Here is a 13,786-nt window from a genome sequence, read left to right on the forward strand (position 1 = left end):
TACTGCCACAGTGATATGCCGAGATGAATCCGGCCCCTGAGGCCGATCCCTTGATCAGGGTTTCGGCGCGGGCTCCGTCGCGATCGCCGGGCGGGTGCTCCGGTTGTCATTGAGGCATTCCAGCTCGATCAGGCGCTCGATCCGGGCGATGACGAGGATCTCGTCGCCGGCCTCGAGAGTCACCCAATGCGAGGGGTTGACGTCCACCCCGTTCGGCCCGCGATGCATGACGACGTTGACCTTGTTCCCGGCCTGCAGCGAGCCCACGGTCACGCCGACGAGCTTGCCCATGGGGGAGACCGTCAGGTCGGTCAGGTGGACCTGCTCGTCGGCGAGTTGGAATTCCTGGTAGACCCTCCGGCCCGTGGCCGCGGCGATGAACGCGTGCGCGGAGACCTTGGCCGTCGAGATCGCGGGCATCGCGAAGGCCCCTTTCACCTTGATGGCCAGGGACTCGTCGAAGAGGCGGAGCACGATCCGGGCACCGGGGTTGAGGTCGCGTGCCGTCAGGCCGGCGTCGAGGTTCGTCAGGTCGTCGCTGGTGGCCAGGATCACCGCCTTCGCGTGCCGGACCCCGGCCTGCTCGAGCGACTTGATCGTCCGGCCATCGCCGCGGATCAGCGGCACGCCCAGGTCGAGGAGTTCGTCGATCAGGTTCGAGTCCGCATTCGGCCGCTCGACGGCGACGACGGGCTCGCGCAGGGCGAGGATCCCCTTGAGGATCTGGTAGCCGACTTTACCTATGCCGACGATCACGACATGGTCTCGATGGAGCGAGGCCGCCATGCGTTGCCACTCCGGTAAGTTATTCTTCTTGGTGAAGGTCAGGAACGCGAGCCTGACGAGCGAGTCGGCCACCGCCCCGAGCCCGATGATGGGCAGCAGGAAGAAGAAGGGTTGCAGGTACCATTCGGGGGGGAACTCGAGGGCCGATTCCAGGAAGATCAGGAGGAAGATGCCGTAGCAGGCCTTCGCGTACCCCATGCCCTGGCCGGTCGAGGTGTTGACCAGCACGAGGCCGCCTCCGAGGACGAGCGTCCAGAAGACTCCCAGAGGCCAGCGGAATTCCCAGAGGAGATAGAAGGCGTAGCGGACGTGGATCTTCAGCCAGTCTGACAACTTCATGATCCGCCCGATTCCATGCGGTGAAGGGGCCGCCGGATCTCCCGGCGCGGGAAACCTCCGACCCTAGCATCTCGGGCGACGGATCCGAAGCAAAAACCGGATCGTTCTCCACCCCCTCGGACATGACTCGGGCCGCATGGTTCACGAGATGTCCCGACGACAACATGATCCGCTCGCCGCCGACAAATTGAGATGTGTTGACCTTTCCTTGATTGAAAAGTCGTCCCGCGACACGGCCGAATCCTGTCTCGCCGACAGCGAAGCATCGTCGAACTTCGTCGGCGACGATCGCTCCTATTTTCGCGACGAAATCAACATGGCAACGCCGCCGGCCGACCCTGGTGGGGAGTGGCGAATGAGCAGGGGGGAGCCATCCGGCTCCCCCCCTGAGTGCTGAATCGTCGCGAGGCTTAAACCCAAGCCGGCTCAGACGACGCTGCGGAAGTATTCGAGGGTGCGACGGAGGCCGTCTGCGCGGTCGATGGTCGGGTTCCAGCCGAGGATCTGCTGGGCTCGGGTGATGTCGGGGCGGCGGCGTTTGGGGTCGTCCTGGGGGAGGTCCTTGTAGATGATCGTGCTCTTGGTGCCCGGGACCATCGCGATGATCTCCTTGGCCAATTCGAGCACCGTGATCTCGGACGGGTTGCCGATGTTGACCGGCTCGTTGAAGTCGGAGAGCAGGAGGCGGTAGATGCCGTCGACGAGGTCGGTGACGTAGCAGAAGCTGCGGGTCTGCTCCCCCTGGCCGAAGACGGTCATCGGCTCGTCGCGAAGGACCTGGCCCATGAAGGCGGGGAGCACGCGGCCGTCGTTGAGGCGCATGCGGGGACCATACGTGTTGAAGATCCGCACGATCCGGGTCTTGACCCCGTGGTAGCGGTAGTAGGCCATCGTGATCGCCTCGGCGAAGCGCTTGGCCTCGTCGTAGCAGCCGCGGGGGCCGATCGAGTTGACGTGGCCCCAGTAATCCTCGCGCTGGGGGTGGACCTCGGGGTCGCCGTAGATCTCCGACGTGCTGGCGAGCAGGAACCGGGCATCCTTCGCCTTGGCCAGTCCGAGGGCGTTGTGCGTGCCGAGCGAGCCCACCTTGAGGGTCGGGATCGGGTGGGCGAGGTAGTCGGCCGGGCTCGCGGGGCTGGCGAAGTGGAGGACGTTGTCGACGGCGCCGTCGATCTCAAGCGGCTCGGAGATGTTGTGCTCGATGAAGCGGAACTTGGGGTCGGAGAGCAGGTGGACGATGTTGCGGCGATGACCCGTCAGGAGGTTATCGACGCAGATGACCTCATGCCCTTCGGACAGGAATCGCTCGCAGAGATGCGAGCCCACGAAACCCGCCCCACCCGTCACTACCGTTCTCATGGCGCCTGTCCTTTCGTGTTTCGTCATGCCTCGATCGGCGAGGATATCGAAATGTCTTGCCCAACGAGAGGAAGATCCTCGGTCGACTTAACAAAGTTAAGGAGGACTTGAGATGGGCTCAAAAGTGTAATCTAGGTCACGCCCGCGGACTACGAATAGCTTCGGCCTCGCATTCACGCCCCTGCGGCGGGCCCGAGGGCCTTTCAATCGCTCGTCGGGCCGCGCTTGGACCTCTCGGGATCGATCAACGAGAGTCCCCGCCACCCAGCTTATTAAGGAAGCTGGCGATCCCCTTCACGACCTTATCAACCACGGTCTCGCTGCGGGCCTCGAGCGGCTGCGAGCGATACCAGGGGACAGCCGAGCCGAAGGAGCGTCCCTCGACGTAGAAGCCGGCCCCTTCCATCTGGTCGACCATCATCCTCGCGGCGTTCGGGTTGTGGCTGTGGACGTAGAACTTGGTCGGCTTCAGGTGCGGCCTGGGGAAGAGGCTGAGCCAGCGGACGATCTGCATCCCGCAGTCCTCGCGCGCGAAGTCGACGTAGCGCTCGCCGCCGAGGTCGTGGTCGAGGTGGACCTCGTCCCACTTGTTCTCGAGCTGGACGAGGCAGTCCTCGACGGTCTCGACCCAGATGGCCTCCGGGTTCATGTTCAGGAACGCGTGGGCCCGTTCGTGGTCGTCGTCGAGGAAGAGGATCCGTCGGACCTGGGGGGCCAGTCCGGGCTGGCCCGCGGCGGTGGGTTCGCTGGGACTCGACATGGTGCTCATTCCGTCCTGTGATGATGGGGACCGGGGCGGTCTGTCGAACCCGAGCGTGCGGGGGAGGGGGAGGGGCCCTCGGCGTCGCCGGGGCCTTGCCAGCGGGCCCGAACCTCGGGGAGCGGATATTCGTGGATGGGGACGTCCTGGCCGGCCAATTCGATCAGGCGGTCGAACCCTCGGGTGATCCGCCGTTCCTCCTCGGCCACGAACTCGGGGTCGAGCTCGGCCTTGGCGAACGGGCCCTCGACGACGACCGCCGGGAACCGCTCGGAGACGATGAACTGCGCCACCGTGGGATTGCAGCGCAGGTGTCGCTCCGGCTGGACGTGGAGCGTCTCGGGATCGACCTCGCCCAGGACGTAGCGCAGGTAGAGGTCGGAGTCCGTGATGTCTCCGACGTCCTCGCCGCAGACTTCGCAGAGGTAACCTTGCTCGCAGACGGCCATGGCGGGTCGATCCTCGGTCGAAGGTCGTTGGCGACGAGGCTCAGCCGAGCAGGTCGCTCATGGTGTAGACCCTCGCGGGCTTGCCGGCGAGGAACTTGGCGGCGTCGAGGGCCCCTCGGGCGAAGCCGTCGCGGTTGAGGGCCCGGTGCGAGAGCTCGAGGCATTCGCCCATCAGGCCGAAGACGACCGTGTGCTCCCCGGGGTTGTCTCCGGTGCGGAGGGCGTGGAGCCCGATCTCACCCCGAGGGCGCTCGCCGACCAGGCCGTGGCGGCCGTGCACGAGCTTCTCCGACTCGATCGCCTTCGCCACGATGTCGGCCAGGCGCAGGGCCGTCCCGCTCGGGGCGTCCTTCTTGAAGTGGTGGTGCCGCTCGACGATCTCGATGTCGGCCGAATCGCCCAGGGCGCGGGCGGCCTCGCCGACGAGCTTCATCAGCAGATTCACCGCGCGGCTCAGGTTGGGGGAGAGCAGCACGGGGATCTTGTCGCCGACGGCCTCGATCCGCTTCTTCTGCTCGGGCTCGAAGCCGGTGGTGCCGATCACGAGCGGGATCTTGCGGGCGACGCAGGTATCCAGCAGGGCGAGCGTGCCGTCGGGCAGCGAGAAGTCGATGATCACGTCGACGTCGCGGTCGAGCGTCGTGCTCAAGGGGACCCCGAGTTCGCCCACCCCGGCGACCACCCCGGCGTCCTGGCCGATCTGCTTGTGGCCCACGCGATCGATCGCGGCGCCCAGCTTCAGGGCGGGGTCGTTCTGGATGAGCTGGATGAGGCGGGTGCCCATCCGACCGGTGGCTCCGTGGATGCCGATGCTGAGGACGGGTGCGGACACGACGAGGTAGGCCTCTCTATGGGAAGTTGTATGCTCAAGGGTCCGAAGGCCCTCTATGATAGCCCCGCCTTCGGGCTTCCGCCAACTCCAAGATGGGATCGCCCCCACGCCGCCTTGACGCGGATACGGAGGCGCATTCGTGGATGTTGCGGGGTTTAGCGAGGGGCAAGGGGCGAGGTCCCTCGATCAGGCGTCCTTGCCGCCCTTCGCCTGCGCCTCGGAGTAGAGGGCAATCGTCCGGATGATGTCGTCCAGGTCGTTGGGGACGATGATGGGGCGGTTGGCGAAGCCCGCGCGTCGGACCCCTCGGCTCCCCAGCACCTTCTCGAAGTTCTCCTGGTCGGTGCCGTGATAGGCCACGGTCGCCGTCGGGTCCTTGAGCTGGTGGCCGGTGAGGATGCAGACGACGCGGTCGCTGGGGGCGATGATCCCTTCCTCGCGGAGTCGCTTCGCCCCGGCGACGCTCGCCGCGCTCGCCGGCTCGCAGCCGAGGCCCCCCGAGCCGACCCTCGCTTTGGCGTCCATGATCTCCTGGTCGCCGACCTGGCGGACCACGCCGTCGCAGAAGTCCAGGGCTCGCAGGCACTTCTTGAGGTTGACCGGCCGGTTGATCTCGATGGCCGAGGCGATGGTCGACGCCTTCAGGTTGTCGGCGTCGAGCTTGTCGTAATAGGCCTGGGTCAGGGTTGCGTCGGGGAGCCCGTTGCTCCAGGAAAGCCCCTGACCGACGAGCTGCTCGAGGGTCTTGGCCCCCGCGGCGTTGATGACCGCGAGGCGGGGGACCCGGTCGATCAGGCCGAGGTGCTTCAGCTCGATGAAGGCCTTGCCGAAGGCGCTCGAGTTCCCGAGGTTCCCGCCCGGCACGACGATCCAGTCCGGCGGCTCCCAGGCGAGGGCCTCCAAAACGCGGAACATGATCGTCTTCTGGCCCTCGAGCCGGAAGGGATTCACCGAGTTCATCAGATAGATGTTCAGGCGGTCGGCCACCTGGCGGACGCGCTGCATGGCGTCGTCGAAGTCCCCCACGATCTGGATCGTGAGCGCCCCGTGGTCGAGTGCCTGGGCGAGCTTGCCGTAGGCGATCTTGCCCGAGCCGATGAAGATGATCGCCTTGAAGCCGAAGTCCGTCGCCGAGCAGTAGACCGCGAGCGCCGCCGACGTGTTCCCCGTGCTGGCGCAGGCGACCCGATGGGCCCCCACCATCCTCGCGTGGGTGAATGCGGCGGTCATGCCGTTGTCCTTGAAGCTGCCGGAGGGGTTCATCCCCTCGTACTGGAGCTTCAGGTTCCCCGCGTTGAGGCCGACGTACTGGGCGACCTTGTCGGCCGTCTGGAGCAGGGTCTGCCCTTCGCCGACGGTGACGATCGACTCGTCGGGGGCGAACGGGAGCAGGTCCCGGAACCGCCAGACGCCGGAGAAGTTCAGGGGGTTGAGGCGATCGGACCACCTGGCTTCGATCTCGCTCAGCCGTTTAGGCACGGGCAGGCGGTCCCACTCGTAGACGACGTCGAGCAGGTCACCGCATTCCGGGCAGGCGAAGCACGTCTGGCCGACGGCGAAGGTCGCCCGGCAGGACGGGTTGATGCACTGCTGAAAAGCCAGGTCGGTCATCGCGGGGGTGATCACGGACATCAGTCACAGATCTCGGCGCAAGAGAACGCCGCCTTCGGCCTATGATCCCGACGGCGGCGACGGTTCTTCGGGGAATCCCCAGGCCCGCTAGGCCATCTACTCTAACGGCAAACGCGGGGGATCCACAAGCGCAATTGTCCCGCGTGCGCCCCTCGCCCCGCGCGATCAAAACCCGTTCAATCCTCACGATATCGAGGATGTGTCCCGCCTCGAGATGGTTTTCAACGAATTCTCACGGAGTCTTGGTCACGCGGGGTTGACCTCATAAGACAATATCCTATTATAAGAGAAAGCGAACCATAATCCCCCCCGATCCTATCCCGCAATCGAACACTTGGTTCGTTCACACTCTCTTGATTTGATATCTACGCGATTTCACACGGTTTGAGGAATTCCATGGCCCCTTCTTCGACCAAATCCCCCTCTCCGAAGGCCTCCGGCGCGTCTTCGAAGGCCTCCAAGGCGGCGGCCGCGGCAGCCCGACCCACGGCGGAGATTCGCCGTGTAGCCGACCTCCTCAAGCAGGTCTCCGACCCGACACGTCTCCAAGTTCTCATGCTCCTGAATGAAAAAGAGCGAAATGTGTCGGAACTTTGCGCCGACCTCGGCACGCAGAGCCAGCCGGCCGTCAGCCACCACCTCGCCCTCCTGCGCCACGGCCGCCTGATCGAGCCCAGGCGCTCGGGCAAGCACAATTTCTATGGCCTGACCGAGGCCGGCAAGGAACTCGCCCGCGTCGTCGACTCGGTCGTGAGCTGAGCCGAGGCCGGGTCGGCGGGGAACGAGGGGCCGAAGCCTCGATGACGAGAGGGCTCCGAGTTCCAGGGATCGCGATATCCTGGATATCAAGATCCCAATCGATCTGGTCGAAGTGCAAAAAAAGATGGCCCGCCCCAAGATCGGGGCGGGCCATCTTTTTTTGCAGGATTTTCAAGACGACGAGACATCTTCACGCAAACTTCAAGGTGGCCGTTTCGTCCCTGACGATCACTTAGGGTCGACGGAGACGGGGGCCGGGGCGTCGTTGATGGTGGTGGTCGGCGAGATCACGACCTTATCGACCACGCTAGTCACGCCCACAGTGTCGCGGGTAAGGTCGGCGGCCTTGGCCTTCAGCTTGGCGTCGGCGACCGTGCCGGTCAGCGTGGCGACGCCGTTCTTGGTGACGTCGACGTCGATCTTGGCGTCGGCGAGGGCTTTGTCCCAGTGGATCCGGCCGTAGATCCGGCCCGCGACGCCCATGTCATGAATGGATGTCCGCATCTTGTTGTACTGGCCGCGCACGGCGTCGCCGGCGTCCTTGGCGCCCCGCTCGATGCTCTGGACGGCGTTCTTGACCTTCTCGCCCACGATCTCGCTGGTGCTCTTGGTCTCTTCCTGCGGGACGTCCTTGGGGTCTTGTGCGAAAGCGTTGGTTGCCAGGGCCAACCCCAGAACGGCGGCACTCAGGCTTGCAAATTTCGGCGTCATGTGTCGTTCCCTCTGGTCGAATGGTCCGGGCGGGCGAAGAACCCCTCCGCGCCGCTCGAGAGTCTTCGATGAGCAAATCGAGGGCCGAACTCGTCGCCAATGCGCCCGAGAATTCCCAAGGGCCGTCGATGGGACGGCCCTTGGGAGGAGGATGTCATCCGAGGGTCATCAACCGGCGAGGCACTCGCGCAGGTAGTTGAGCCCGTGCTTCACGTCCTTGAACCGCCCGGCCTGGTCGCCGACCTCGCGCTCGACGACGAGCGGGCCGGTATATCCGACCTTCTTGAGGGTCTGGACGAAGGCCTTGATGTTGACCTCGCCCTCGCCGAGCGGCACTTCCTGGCCCCAGTTGCCCGGGATCGTGGGCCGCTTGGCGTCCTTGACGTGGACGCTGCGGATGTCTGGGGCGAGGATCTCGACCGCGCGGATCGGGTCCCCCATGTCGTAGAGCAGCATGTTGGCCGGGTCGAAGTTCACCTTGAGGTTCGGAGCCTTGAGGTCGTCGAGGGTCCTGCGGAGCAGGTCCGCCGTCTCCTGGCCGGTCTCGAAGGCGAGGGTGATCCCCTTCTCCTGCGCATATTGCCCGGCCTGGGCCAGGGTGTCGAGGAGTGAGGAGCGGTCGGGGTCGTCGACCTCGGGCAGGAACCCGGCGTGGAGCATCATGTCGGTCAGGCCGAGGGCCACGGTCCGGTCGAGCGCCCAGCGCAGGCGAGAGATCCGCTCGGGCCGATCGGCCGGGTCGCCGAATCCGCCGGTGGCCTTGATCGTCTGCGGGGTCGTGTAGTCCTCGCCGGGGAAGCCGAGCATCGTCCCGGTGAACTGGATGCCCGAGGCCAGGGCGACCTCCGGCATCGAGTCCCCTTCTTCCCAGCTGGCGTGGTGCGGGTCGCCGCAGGCCACCTGGGCGAGGTTGATCCCCAACTCGTCGAGGAACCGCTTCAATTCGGCGATGCTGCCGACTTGCAGGCTCCAACTGCAGACACCCAGGGCCAGCGGCGGGAGCGGAGTCTTGGCGGGTGAAGACACGGATTCACCTTCAATGGGTAGGAGGGGGAACCAAGTTCGGAACCAAACTTCCTCTATCTGAGAGTTGGCACGATCATAGCTACCGTTCTCCCCGGTTGGCGACCTCCTTTTTTCAAGCCCCCAGTTTTCCAGGCCCGGGAGAGGTTCCCTGGCTTTCTAGGACGGGACCCTCGACCCGGTCGGACACATCGCGGACATTCGCCCATGAAGATCCGAGACGTCCCGGCGAATCTCAACGGGACTTGTGGGTCGACCTCGAACTTTTTGGAAGTTGCGAGGGTCGCGCAAGGGATCGGAACTGGAGACAGGCTGAGGATCTTGGAGGCGAGCCCGGCATGAAGACGGTCGACAAGCTGGCCCTGGCGGCGAAGACGGACCGGACCTTCACGCTCAAGGGGGATCTCTGGGTGGGCAAGTGCCTGATCTGCAACGGGCCGATCGCCTTCGATGCCGGCACTGGCGAAGGGGCGACACTTGAACACATCCGGGCTCGTGGCCGGGGGGGCTCCGAGGAACTCGAGAACCTGGCGGTCGTCCACTGGGAATGCAACAACGAGAAGGGAAGGCGCTGGGATCCGAAACACCGTCGCGACGTTTCCGAATACGAGACCTTCATCGAGCGTTTGCTGGAGCGTCGCCGCCAGCGTTGGCGCGAGGTTTGAATGAGGAAAGAGGGGCCATCTGGTGACTCTCGCGATCCTCGGATCGACGTTATGATGATGGCCGAAGACGTTTAGCTGGGTTTTCGTCGAAGCCTCGGAGCCTGCTCAATGCCCCCGCAACCGCCGAAAGGGTCGAAGCGTCCCGAGCCAACTCCCCCGCCCGCGGCCGCCAAGCCCGCGCCGGCCAAGCCCGCCACTCCGAAGGCGGCGAGCCGCCCCGCACCCAACCGCCTGGCATCCGTCCCCTTGCCGGGTGCGCCTTCCGTCACGGCGAACCAGAACACCTCCGGCGATGTCGGCCTGGGCGTGGCCGTCCAGGCTGACGGCGGCGGAACGGTCACGGCGAGGAAGGCCGGCAGCCTCCGCGACATGGGGCTCCAGGTCGATCCCGAGACCATCGGCGTCAAGGGTGCCCTCCAGCACCTGGCCAAGGCCGTGAACATCGCCTTCCAGACCGACTACGGCGAGAACTACCTCGAGGCCGTCTACCAGGCGGCGATCGTCCGCAACGGCGAGGTCCAGATCATCCACAAGGAGTATTTCGGCTTCCGCGACACCTGGTTCGGCCAGCTCGGCAAGCTGATCCGCTCGATGCAACTGACCCTCGAAGGCCCCGACCCCGCTTCGCCCGAGGGGCAGAGGAAGATTGCGGAGAAGGGCCCCGCCACGATCCGAGGCCTCTTCAACCTCCTGGGTCGCAAGCTCGACCTCGTCACCGAGTATGAGGACCGGGTCCCCGCCTACGTCGAGCAGATGTTCGACCGCCTCGAGGCCTCCGGCATCATCATCGGGTGGGACCGCGACGACTGGGACATCCGCACGACCAGCATCGGCCTCGACATCAGGATCTCGCCGAGGGCGCAGGAGGCCTGACGCGCTCGTCTAACGCGAAAGGGCGAGTCGCCGGTCATCAGCCCGGCCGACTCGCCCTTTCGTTTCGTATCGCAGGAGCCGAAATCGGCGATCACTTGCCCTGGAGTGCCTTGATCCGGGCCGAGGCCGTCTTCGCCTGCGGGGTATCGGGGAAATCCTTGACAACCTGCTGGTAATACTTCAGCGCCGAGGCCGTCTTGCCGGATTTCTCCAGATTCTGTCCAAGCTTGAGCTGCGAGGCGGCCTTCGCGTCGGACTTGCCGGCGGCGGCATCCGCCTTCGGCTTCGCGGGCTCGCTGTTGGCCTTGGGCTTGGCGGTCGGGCTCGGCATCGCGGACTTCGTGGCGGGTTCTTCATCGTCGAGGCCGTCGAACGAGCCGTCATCCTTGCCGACCTTCGCCGCGGGCTTGGCGTCGGGCTTGCCGCCGTCGGCCGCGGCCATCTCGGCCGCCTTCTTGGCGTATTTCTCGGGGTTGTCGTTGAACTCGTCGCGGCAGCCCGAGCAGCAGATCGGGTACGACTTGCCCTGGTAGCTGACGGTCATCGTCGCCGCGCCGCCGGTGAGGATGCACTTGGGGAGGTCGGACGACGAGCCGCCGGCCGCGAACGATTCCCCCTCCTTCGTCAGGCCGACCTCGATGACCCGCTTGAACTGCGGGGCACCCGGCTCCTGGTGGTCGAATTCCAGGGTGTACCGGATCAGGTTGCTGTTGAGCCGGATCGTGAGCCGGTCCTTGCCCCCCTCGGTTGGATTGGCTCGGGTGAGGACGAGGGCCTTGCCCATCTTGTCCATCGCCCCCGCGAAGACGGCGGGCTTGTCGGAGGCATCGCTCCCTTCGAGGCGATACTGCTTCGCCTTCGGGTCATACGACAGGAACCCTTTCGCAAGGCCCTTGTCCCCCTTCCATTCCAGGGTCATCCCGGTGGGGGTGCCGTTGACGAACTTCCAGGCCCAGAGGTGCGTCTCGGGCCACCCTTTGATCTTGTTCGCCGTCGCGGCCCCAGTCCCCTTCCAGCTCCCCGCCATGTGCTCGAATCGGACGAACGGCTCGGGGATATCCGTGACGCCAGTCGGCTCCGCGGCGAAGGCCGACGCCCCCAGCGCCCCGACGAGCAAGGCTCCCCACACTGCCAACCAAAACGATCCGCGGGTCATGGTCGCTCTCCCTCGGCTCGAGGCTCTGTGTCGTGTCGTATTTCGTTCGATCCGGTTCGTCGCGCGTTCGTTCTCAACCATGCATCATTGTAGCGTACCGGGCCGGGGCCGACATCAGGGTTAACCCTTCCGCCGGGAAAGGTTATCGCCGCGAAGGACCATGCGGTTCGCATCGGCATGTTCGACACTTTGCTCAAACTGGGACGATTGCCGGTCGCTCAAGATCGCGGCTATTCTGACGAATGAGTCCAGGATCACGATCGATCTCGGATATCTCGAAGCCACGAGGAGGTCTCGTCCGATGCTTGGACTCTCGTTCGAATCCTTCGCCAGGAAGATCACCCGCCTGGTCCCGGCGCCGATGCAGCGATCCGGGAAGCGTGAGCACGCCTTGCAGAGCGGCGTCGGCGAATGCAGCGGGATCTGCCCGAAATGCGGCGAATTCGTCTCCGTCGACCTCCCGCTCGACGGGGCAGGAGCCCCGTGCCCCCGTTGCGGAGATCCCATCCGATCGGTGGAACCGCTCGGCTCCTGAGGAAGCCAGCCTGGCGATGCATCTTTGATCGCTTTCATGACAGTATTTGCCCTGAATTCACGAATTGACACGTGGATCAGATCGACGGGATTCGTCGCGGCGGGATGTCCGGCGTCGTCGCCGAGTAACAGAGACGTGGAAGATCGGCGAGGCGCCGCGAACCCGGCGCGCCGATCGATACGGAAAAACGAGGGGAAGGGCGTCGATGGATCTGCAACTGAAGGGGCAAACCGCGCTGGTGACCGGCTCGACGGGCGGGATCGGCGAGGCGATCGCCACGGCGCTCGCCGCCGAAGGGGCGAGGGTCATCGTCAACGGCCGGACCGCCGCCGGCGTGGGCAAGGCCGTCGGGGCCATCAAGGCGAAGGTGCCCGGCGCCGACCTCGTGCCGCTCGCGGCCGACAACGGCAACGCGGAAGGGGCCGCCGCGACCATCGCCGCCGTCCCTGATGTCGACATCCTCGTGAATAACCTCGGGATCTACGAGGCCGTCGGGTTCTTCGACGAGACGGACGAGGCCTGGCGGCGCCTCTTCGAGGTCAACATCATGAGCGGCGTGCGCCTGAGCCGTCACTATCTCGCGGGCATGATCCGGCGAGGGCGGGGGCGGATCATCTTCATCTCGAGCGAGTCGGGCGTCAGCCCCGCGCCGGAGATGGCGCACTACAGCGCGACGAAGACGATGCAGCTCTCGATCTCGAGGAGCCTCGCTGAACTGACGAAGGGGACGGCCGTCACCGTGAACACGGTCCTGCCCGGCTCGACGCTGACCGAGGGCGTGCAGAAGTTCATCGGCGACGTCTTCCCCGGCGCCTCGCCCGAGGAGGCCGAGCGCCGATTCATGCAGGAGAACCGCCCGACCTCGCTCATCCAGCGGCTCATCCGGCCGGGCGAGATCGCCGACGCCGTCGCCTTCATCGCCAGCCCGAGGGCCTCGGCCATCAATGGGGCGACGCTCCGGGTCGATGGGGGGCTCGTCCGCAACATCGTCTGACCCGACGATTTGTCGGATGGCTTTCTGTTGCTCCCCGTTCGCGTTGGGGATAGCCTCGATTTGAGTCGAGCACACTGGCGCGATCGGGGAGAGGGGCGATGAATCGAGGCGGAACCGAGGGCCGATCGTCGACGCTGAGCCTCGGCCAGATCATGGCGATGATCGGCGCCGTGGGCGGGGCCTGCGGGTTGGTCGCCACGGTCAACTCGATCAAGGGGGGGAGCGGCGAGGTCCAGTTCGTGGTGGCCTGGATCCTCTGCTATGCCCTCTATCTCGGGTTCATCCTGCTCCTTGTCGCGCGGTATTTCAGCAGGACGCAGGTCCTCCTGCTGCTGGCCTCGGCGGGGATCCTCTCGGCCCTCCTGATCCAGGTCGTGACGACGTCGAAGGGGGAGTGGGCGCTCGGCGCGATGCTCGTCTTCCCCGTCCTGCCGATCGCCCTGGGGCTCGTCATGATCCGGATGCGGTCCTCGACGCAGGATGACGACGAGATCGCCGCGGAGGAGACCGAAACCCTCTCGACCCTCGTGAAGAACAAGCGAGGCCGGGGGCTCGTACCGCAGGCAGGCCCCGACCCCGCGTTGGTCGAAGACATCGAGCGGGAGCAGGAGCGGCGTTTCTGGATCTCGGGCGCGCTGGCGGTGCTCGCCCTGGTGCTGGTCGTGGGCTACGCCTGGCGACACTCGAACTTCATGCGGCTCTCCTCCGAGCATTCGAAGCTCGAGTCGCGCTACTCGGAAGAGGCGCTCGCCTTCCGCGAGGCGATCGACGAGGCCGAGGCCCAGCTCGAGAAGGAGCCGTCCGACGAGCTTCGCGCCAAGGTCGCCGACCTCAAGCACAGGCTCGAGGAGAGCAACAGGAAGGCGGACTGGCACGCCAAGAAGAGCACCGAGTACGGCGAGCGCTGGTGAGC

General features: G+C 65.6%; 16 protein-coding genes. 7 read left to right on the top strand and 9 right to left on the bottom strand.

Annotated elements, in window-relative coordinates; all coding sequences use genetic code 11:
* Nucleotides 1–54: 54 nt before the first annotated feature.
* Nucleotides 55–1,125 (bottom strand): potassium channel family protein, encoded by a 1,071-nt coding sequence (locus tag ACOYYX_RS08105; RefSeq protein WP_422929424.1) that lies wholly within the window; start codon nucleotides 1,123–1,125, stop codon nucleotides 55–57.
* 148 nt (nucleotides 1,126–1,273) lie between these two features.
* On the opposite strand from ACOYYX_RS08105, the gene ACOYYX_RS08110 reads away from it, so the two are divergent.
* Nucleotides 1,274–1,522 carry a hypothetical protein gene (locus ACOYYX_RS08110; protein ID WP_422929425.1) on the top strand — a complete coding sequence of 83 codons (249 nt, stop codon included), beginning with the start codon at nucleotides 1,274–1,276 and terminating at the stop codon, nucleotides 1,520–1,522.
* 29 nt (nucleotides 1,523–1,551) lie between these two features.
* Here ACOYYX_RS08110 and ACOYYX_RS08115 read toward each other — a convergent pair whose 3' ends face one another.
* From ACOYYX_RS08115 to thrC, 5 genes are all read right to left on the bottom strand, one after another.
* Nucleotides 1,552–2,484 (bottom strand): UDP-glucuronic acid decarboxylase family protein, encoded by a 933-nt coding sequence (locus ACOYYX_RS08115; RefSeq protein WP_422929426.1) that lies wholly within the window; start codon nucleotides 2,482–2,484, stop codon nucleotides 1,552–1,554.
* Between the two features lie 244 nt (nucleotides 2,485–2,728).
* Nucleotides 2,729–3,244: a cyclic-phosphate processing receiver domain-containing protein gene (locus ACOYYX_RS08120; protein ID WP_422929427.1), complete on the bottom strand. Its 516-nt coding sequence runs from the start codon at nucleotides 3,242–3,244 to the stop codon at nucleotides 2,729–2,731.
* Nucleotides 3,245–3,249: 5 nt separating this feature from the next.
* Nucleotides 3,250–3,693, bottom strand: coding sequence for a hypothetical protein (locus ACOYYX_RS08125; RefSeq protein ID WP_422929428.1), 444 nt, complete (start codon nucleotides 3,691–3,693; stop codon nucleotides 3,250–3,252).
* A 40-nt stretch (nucleotides 3,694–3,733) separates the two neighbouring features.
* Nucleotides 3,734–4,525 (bottom strand): 4-hydroxy-tetrahydrodipicolinate reductase, encoded by a 792-nt coding sequence (dapB, locus tag ACOYYX_RS08130; protein ID WP_422929429.1) that lies wholly within the window; start codon nucleotides 4,523–4,525, stop codon nucleotides 3,734–3,736.
* A 186-nt stretch (nucleotides 4,526–4,711) separates the two neighbouring features.
* Complete coding sequence (thrC, locus tag ACOYYX_RS08135) at nucleotides 4,712–6,157, bottom strand: threonine synthase (protein WP_422929430.1); 1,446 nt, start codon at nucleotides 6,155–6,157, stop codon at nucleotides 4,712–4,714.
* Between the two features lie 396 nt (nucleotides 6,158–6,553).
* On the opposite strand from thrC, the gene ACOYYX_RS08140 reads away from it, so the two are divergent.
* Nucleotides 6,554–6,916 (top strand): ArsR/SmtB family transcription factor, encoded by a 363-nt coding sequence (locus tag ACOYYX_RS08140; protein WP_422929431.1) that lies wholly within the window; start codon nucleotides 6,554–6,556, stop codon nucleotides 6,914–6,916.
* 228 nt (nucleotides 6,917–7,144) lie between these two features.
* Here the strand turns inward: ACOYYX_RS08140 and ACOYYX_RS08145 are convergent, their stop codons facing one another.
* Together ACOYYX_RS08145 and ACOYYX_RS08150 are read right to left on the bottom strand one after the other, a co-directional pair.
* Nucleotides 7,145–7,627 (bottom strand): BON domain-containing protein, encoded by a 483-nt coding sequence (locus tag ACOYYX_RS08145; protein WP_422929432.1) that lies wholly within the window; start codon nucleotides 7,625–7,627, stop codon nucleotides 7,145–7,147.
* Between the two features lie 168 nt (nucleotides 7,628–7,795).
* The gene (locus ACOYYX_RS08150; protein ID WP_422929433.1) at nucleotides 7,796–8,653 is read right to left on the bottom strand and encodes a sugar phosphate isomerase/epimerase family protein; all 858 of its coding nucleotides are present in this window, start codon (nucleotides 8,651–8,653) and stop codon (nucleotides 7,796–7,798) included.
* 335 nt (nucleotides 8,654–8,988) lie between these two features.
* Between ACOYYX_RS08150 and ACOYYX_RS08155 the strand changes: the two genes are divergently transcribed.
* Nucleotides 8,989–9,315, top strand: coding sequence for an HNH endonuclease (locus tag ACOYYX_RS08155; protein ID WP_422929434.1), 327 nt, complete (start codon nucleotides 8,989–8,991; stop codon nucleotides 9,313–9,315).
* A 108-nt stretch (nucleotides 9,316–9,423) separates the two neighbouring features.
* Complete coding sequence (locus ACOYYX_RS08160; RefSeq protein ID WP_422929435.1) at nucleotides 9,424–10,188, top strand: hypothetical protein; 765 nt, start codon at nucleotides 9,424–9,426, stop codon at nucleotides 10,186–10,188.
* Between the two features lie 91 nt (nucleotides 10,189–10,279).
* Here the strand turns inward: ACOYYX_RS08160 and ACOYYX_RS08165 are convergent, their stop codons facing one another.
* Nucleotides 10,280–11,317, bottom strand: a complete 1,038-nt coding sequence (locus tag ACOYYX_RS08165) for a YHS domain-containing protein (RefSeq protein ID WP_422931603.1) — start codon at nucleotides 11,315–11,317, stop codon at nucleotides 10,280–10,282.
* A gap of 328 nt (nucleotides 11,318–11,645) precedes the next feature.
* Between ACOYYX_RS08165 and ACOYYX_RS08170 the strand changes: the two genes are divergently transcribed.
* The 3 genes from ACOYYX_RS08170 to ACOYYX_RS08180 all read left to right on the top strand — a co-directional run bounded on the left by ACOYYX_RS08170 (nucleotide 11,646) and on the right by ACOYYX_RS08180 (nucleotide 13,784).
* Nucleotides 11,646–11,879, top strand: coding sequence for a hypothetical protein (locus ACOYYX_RS08170; protein WP_422929436.1), 234 nt, complete (start codon nucleotides 11,646–11,648; stop codon nucleotides 11,877–11,879).
* Nucleotides 11,880–12,084: 205 nt separating this feature from the next.
* Nucleotides 12,085–12,873 carry an SDR family NAD(P)-dependent oxidoreductase gene (locus ACOYYX_RS08175; RefSeq protein ID WP_422929437.1) on the top strand — a complete coding sequence of 263 codons (789 nt, stop codon included), beginning with the start codon at nucleotides 12,085–12,087 and terminating at the stop codon, nucleotides 12,871–12,873.
* A 98-nt stretch (nucleotides 12,874–12,971) separates the two neighbouring features.
* Nucleotides 12,972–13,784: a hypothetical protein gene (locus ACOYYX_RS08180; RefSeq protein WP_422929438.1), complete on the top strand. Its 813-nt coding sequence runs from the start codon at nucleotides 12,972–12,974 to the stop codon at nucleotides 13,782–13,784.
* The last annotated feature ends 2 nt before the right edge of the window (nucleotides 13,785–13,786 follow it).

The organism is Singulisphaera chitinilytica (assembly GCF_049331405.1).
In the GTDB taxonomy this organism is placed as follows: Bacteria; Planctomycetota; Planctomycetia; order Isosphaerales; family Isosphaeraceae; genus PoT.